Here is a 6,483-nt window from a genome sequence, read left to right on the forward strand (position 1 = left end):
CAGAACGCTTAATAAACCCATTCTAATCAAAACATGACTAATTATTTCTCTGGTCTTTCGTCCGATAAAAAGAAAATACTTCTGTTTTTAGCTGCAATGTTTATTCTGGTAAAGATCATAATTCCTCGCCTTTCGGGATATTGGGGACACGATGCAAAATACTATCGGAAACTGTTGAGCAGCAGAAAGGCAGACTTCCAATACATTCATGAGATCAAACAAAAGCTATTTAAAAAACATGATAGCATGGCTTCTTTTAAAGTACACTACACAGGCCGGGCGCTTTTCCAGGAATCGCAGACTATTTATGACGCTCCAGACATCAATAGATCAGGTGACTTTCTAACAGATTACGGCATCAAGTTCTTCCAGGATTTCATGTACGACGAGGATGTGTACCATATTTCGATGTATGAAAACAGGGAAGTTTATCGTTTCAGAGGGGACGACCATCTCGACATCACAGACGGAACTTATAAAGACGATGGCATTGAAATCGCCAAGAACATCTATTTTCATTCAGGGTGGTCTGAGCAAGAAAAAGAAGCAAATTGAAAGCCTCTAACCAATAAACATGAATCTGTTTCGAAATTAGCTATTTCTTTTTTCGCACCAGTGATGATGCTTTTCTGTACAGAATAATCCTGAACAGCATGTTTATAAAAAGCGTGAGGGATAGCAGCGGAAAGCCCGGAATGGAGCGAAGCGAAATGAGGACTTGCAGCGGATAGCCCGACCTGAAAGGGCACGTCCGAAAAAGAAAAAGCAGACAAGGAAGATCCTGCCTGCTTTTGTCGATAATATTTTAGGAAGTACTTAAGCCACACTCCCTGGTTCCATCTTCATAATTTCTTCTAATGCCCAATCTGCGGAGTTAAGTGCGCCTTCTATAAAACCGGTATAATCCGAATATGCTTCACCGATGATGTGTACATTTTTCGCTTCAGAGCCATCAAGCGCAAAGGCTTTGAATTCCTCCTGGATCTCCCACGATTTTACACCGGGGCGCCAGCAGTGATTGCCTGCACCGTACGGCGCGCAGGACCAGTCGCGGATGCCATAAGAAACAATAGAGGCTTCGATATCGGCCTTGATTTCATCAAGCGTCATGTTCGCATATGTCTGAATGGACTCCTTCGTGAGGCGGAGACCTGAAACAGACATAGCTTCGTTACCTTGCAAAGAGCGATACACATCTTTGGACATGAAGTTGGCAAACTGATGTTTGATCTCATCGTTGTTGTTTACTTCGGCAGCGTCATGCGTACTGCGGTCTTCAATATAAACATTCCAATATTCAGTCGCCGGTCTGTCGGTATAAAGCAAGATCATACCGTGGCCATCAAAGTCATTATTCTGCGGACGGCGGAAATAGTGAATTTCACGGGTAGGCATACGATTGGCTCTGGCCTGTGGACTTTGACTATAACCCCACCATGGTTTTTTGATAAAGAAAAATACTTTAGTCATTGCAAAACCATTCACTGCATTGAGATTGCAGGCAATATGCCGCGGCAATGAGTGTGTGAGCTGCAATAAAGGATATTGCGGCATGGCTAGCATGAGATGATCAGCAAGATAAGTCTTACGCTCGCCGTTGTGCTCATAAATAGCGCCTACTTTATTTCCCGAGATCGCCTGAAATGAAATCAGCCTTGCATTGGAAATCAATGTTACATTTTCCTGCGCATTCAGTTTAGCGATAAGCTGGTCCGTAATTTCTTTAGAACCTTTTTTAATGGTCGCTAAAATCTGCCCATCAGTTTTAAATGCACGCAGCCACCAGATGGTCCATTCAATAGCATTCAGGTTATCCGGAATCATGTGGTAGAAGGTACCGGTATCGCGGATTTTCATCAATGCCTGATGAGAGAGAATGCCATCTTCACTCAGTGCGTTCCAGAAGCCCATTTTCCACAGCGGTTTTCCGTGGAGCGTAGCTTCTTTGCGCATTGCACGATAATCATCCTCAGTGAGACTATCGATCCATTCCTGACAACAATAATCGAGCGGATTATTCGGGTTTCTGCCCATCATCAGGAGAATACCGCGGCGCAAAAGCTCAAGCGCATCAAGGTTTTGTTCCTGCAAAGGCAAATCATAATGCGGATACGGGGAAGGATTGGCTTTAGGACCGTTGAACGGAACAAGCTCAATATTCAGGTCCTCGATCAGTTGCCCGAATTTGGGCTGCAAACGCGTCTCAAAGCGCATTGGCCCCCATTCGGTGATAAAACCATCCATTTCAGTGGTTTCGATGCGACCGCCCCAATGGTTGGACGATGCTTCGATAATTGTTACTTCATAACCCAGCTGACTTAATTTTAGAGCACTGTACAACCCTGAAAAACCACCACCTGCTATCAGAACATTTTTACCCATGAGTATATAAAATAGTTACTGCCTTTTGTGCATTTTTTCGGCACGGAACAACAGCATTTTTTGCGGGCGCAAAGTAAGAGGAATTTTTAAGTGGTACAAGTTGAAAATAAGTGTTGGGGCAACTTTGGTGGGATTTATGATTTATATCATGCACTTAAATATTATTAAAACGCCAGCTCTGTATTAAATATCTCGATGCTGTAAATAGTATTATAACTGCTTCTCTGATAAAATCCAGGATCAAGCCAACAAAATTGTCGACTGAACAGAAAACAGTTTTATGTGGAACAGATTCGGCTAAAAACTGCATTTTACTGCTAACTAGCTGATTGAAAATCTTAATCGATCATTTGAAATGAAAACCGATTTTGAGTGACTTTTTTGCCAGAAATAATTTCAAAAAAATATTGTGGCATCTAACGCATTGTCTTAGTGATGGTGGTATTAAATACCCCCAAATATCAATCGTATTAACACGATATTTACATTGAAAAATAGAATATACATATGTATATATTGTAATTTGCAATCAAATCTACAGACCCCTATTTTTAACAAAAGCAAAACAGCAATACTCGTGAAACAGAGATTGCAACACCACGCACTAGTCGCACGTCGCATCGATCATTCGTTGATGCATTGTCACTCTCCCGATACATTCCTTTGTATCCCGACGACTCTTTTTCATTGTGTGATATTTTCCTTTGTTATAGTTTTTTCATTGTGTAACGTAACCGGACAGACCACGTCGGTTCTGATCTCCTAATTATGCCAGAGCAACTACTACTGTAACTCCCCCCTTTTCTATTATTTGTCACCAGGGCAATGCTAATCGCGTAATACAGCATTGCTCGTCCGCTCTGCTTTTTTCCATGATCAAAGCCACAACGCATCATTAAGAATGCAGTTGCATTCTGAGGCTTTACCTCTAAAAAAAAGAAATCATGTCATAAAAATTACGCCTAACATGGAACAGGAAACGGCCAAGTTTATCTTTGTGCCTTTAGCTGAACGCAAGCGATCCTACCCCTCGCTACGGGGTTTTATTCTGATTCTTATTTCATTTCTTGGATTTACATTTTCGTCCTTCGGCCAGAACGCACAGCTCAGTCTGGACCAAGGTGCGAACGGACCGGCGAATGCTCCGACATCTCCGGTAACCTGGGTGAATGGTAACGTAAACGCCAACAAGGCGCACTATGTAGAAGGCCATTCAGTCCCTTACAGAGCCGTCATGACAGGTTTGACGGTTGGACAGACTGTGACACTGACAATGACCTATCAGGTAACGCACAGCAATGGCTATGCATTGGATTTCATCACCGGGGACAGTAGTCTTTCTCCGCACACATTTTTAAGTCATAGTACACCCGAAGCAGTAGACCCACTAAGTACAGACGTAAGCGGGGTTCCGAATACGCCCGATTTTCTGCGTGTTTCTATTCCAAACTACATCTCTACTTCAGCCGTTCCCGGAGCATCAAATGCGTATGCAGACTTTAGACAGATCTGTGATTATAACGCATCCGGAAATCCGTTCAATCCAAACAACAAACGGAACAGTATCTCCATATTCGGGGCAACGTTTGTGCAGGCTTATGGTATTCAATACGCCTTTGGTCCAGATGTGCTCAACTTAGCAGCTGCAGACCAGGAAGTCTCCTTTACCGTACAATTCGTTCCTACACAATCAACCGTTGTAATGGCCTGGGGTGGCCACATTTCAAGATTTATTGACTGGGGCAATAAAACAGCGGCCCTGATCAATGGCTCCCCTTACCATATGGCAGCAGACTCATGGTCTCCCCCAAGCCTTGGCAATATTGGTGATCAAGACAGAGCACTGCAAACATCTATCGCTATAGTACCACCGGTTTGTCCAGGTGAATTAATGCCACCACAATCTTTGTGTGCGAATGCGCAGGGCACTTTAATTACTTGTCCTCAATCCGCATGTGCAGGATCTACACTGTACTTCAAAGTGCCGCAGTCATCTCAGGCTACCACGTTTGTATGGTTTGTCAGTCCTTCTGCCGGTGTAACGATTACACCGCAGGTAGCAAATCCGAATGATAGCTTTGTCGCTATTACATTCGCCAATCAGGGCACCTACCAGATAAATGTAGCGATTGGCAATGCATCCACGCTACAAGATACCTGCCGACAGAATGTAACGATCAATCCGCCAACGGTATGTAGCATCACGGGTGACAGTTCTATCTGTTCCTATGATTCTACATCATTCAGTGGACCGCCGGGTATGGATAGCTATTCCTGGACGGGGCCTGCCGGCTTTACCGCCAGTACGCAATCCACAGGAAAGATTACCCAACAGGGCACGTACACACTTGTCGTCAGTAAAAATGGCTGTACCAGTACCTGCCAGCAGAATCTGCTCGTAAATCTGGGCAGTCCGGCGCCATTGGCTGACACCGCAGCTCGTTGTGGTGCGGGTCTTGTAACGCTCAAAGCGACGGCGAATCCTGGCTATGATTCTATTGTCTGGTTTACGAATCAGCAGTTGACCACCAGGGTAGATACCGGTTTGACTATTACTCGTAATCTCTCAGCGACGACTACGTTCTATGTGGTTGTCAAGAATTCGGCGGGTTGCTTCAGTCTGGGCGCTCCTGCAGAAGCGATTATTAATCCGATTCCTGTGGCACCGGTTCCTTTAACTTCTGGTGGAGGAAATACCCGTTGTGATACAGGTGTTGTAACGCTCACTGCAAACTCAACCGATACCAGTTGTAAAAAACAATTCTGGTACACAGATTCGTTGCGTACGCATCTGGTGGATAGCGGCAGCACCTTTAGTCCACATGTCACAGCAACTACAGTTTACTGGGTAGCTTGCGAAAATAGTTCGGGTTGTTTCGGGCCATCAGTTCCGGTAACAGCGACAGTCAACAGACTGCCAGGTAATCCGACTACTACGCCAGATACGCGCTGTGATACGGGCATCGTACACTTGAGTGCCAGCAGTAGTGATACCGCTTGCCATACACTCATCTGGTACAGGGATTCTTTACGAACAATGCAAGTGGCTACAGGACCTGCTTACAGTCCAAGTCTGCAAAGCACTACCAAATTCTGGGTAGCTTGTCAAAGCAGTGCGGGTTGCTTCAGTGCATCCGTTCCGGTCATTGGCACGATCAATAAACTGCCAGCGAATCCTACGACAACACCAGATACACGTTGCGATACAGGTATTGTACACCTGATGGCAAATACCAACGATACTAATTGCCATACACTCATCTGGTATCAGGATTCATTACGAACCATGCAAGTGGCTACAGGAGCAAGTTACAGTCCAAGTCTGCAAAGCACTACCAAATTCTGGGTAGCTTGTCAAAGTGCAGCAGGCTGTTATAGCGCGTCTATTCCGGTTATTGGCACTATTAATAAACTGCCAGCTAATCCGACTACTACTCCAGATACACGTTGTGATACAGGCATCGTACACCTGATGGCAAATACCAACGACACTAGTTGCAAAACACTCATCTGGTATCAGGATTCTTTACGGACCATGCAAGTCGCTACGGGAGCTAGTTACAGTCCAAGTCTGCAAAGCACTACCAAATTCTGGGTAGCTTGTCAAAGCAGTGCGGGTTGCTTCAGTGCATCTGTTCCGGTTATTGGCACTATTAATAAACTGCCAGCTAATCCAACTACTACTCCAGATACACGTTGCGATACAGGTATTGTACACCTGATGGCAAATACAAGCGATACCAATTGCCATACACTCATCTGGTACAGGGATTCTTTACGGACAATGCAAGTGGCTACAGGGCCTGCTTACAGTCCAAGTCTGCAAAGCACCACTACTTTCTGGGTAGCTTGTAAGACAAATGCGGGTTGTTACAGCGCTTCTGTTCCGGTTATTGGCACGATCAACATGCTGCCAGCTAGTCCGACTACAACTCCAGATACACGTTGTGACACAGGTGTCGTACACCTGATGGCAAATTCAAGTGACACTAGTTGCAAAACACTGATCTGGTATCAGGATTCTTTACGGACCATGCAAGTGGCTACGGGCGCTAGTTACAGTCCAAGTCTGCAAAGCACTACTACTTTCTGGGTAGCTTT

3 protein-coding genes are annotated in these 6,483 nt (G+C 44.8%); 2 read left to right on the forward strand and 1 reads right to left on the reverse strand.

From position 1 onward, the window contains the following. The first annotated feature begins 33 nt into the window (after window positions 1-33). Window positions 34-555, forward strand: coding sequence for a hypothetical protein (locus DN068_RS15135; RefSeq protein WP_110999768.1), 522 nt, complete (start codon window positions 34-36; stop codon window positions 553-555). A 261-nt stretch (window positions 556-816) separates the two neighbouring features. Here DN068_RS15135 and DN068_RS15140 read toward each other — a convergent pair whose 3' ends face one another. Then, window positions 817-2,382 carry a flavin monoamine oxidase family protein gene (locus tag DN068_RS15140; protein ID WP_110999769.1) on the reverse strand — a complete coding sequence of 522 codons (1,566 nt, stop codon included), beginning with the start codon at window positions 2,380-2,382 and terminating at the stop codon, window positions 817-819. 967 nt (window positions 2,383-3,349) lie between these two features. Here DN068_RS15140 and DN068_RS15145 point away from each other — a divergent pair. After that, window positions 3,350-6,483 (forward strand): immunoglobulin domain-containing protein (locus DN068_RS15145; protein ID WP_123985366.1); only part of this gene is annotated, 3,134 nt, incomplete at its 3' end.

Source organism: Taibaiella soli, from assembly GCF_003236175.1.
Lineage (GTDB): Bacteria > Bacteroidota > Bacteroidia > Chitinophagales > Chitinophagaceae > QKTW01.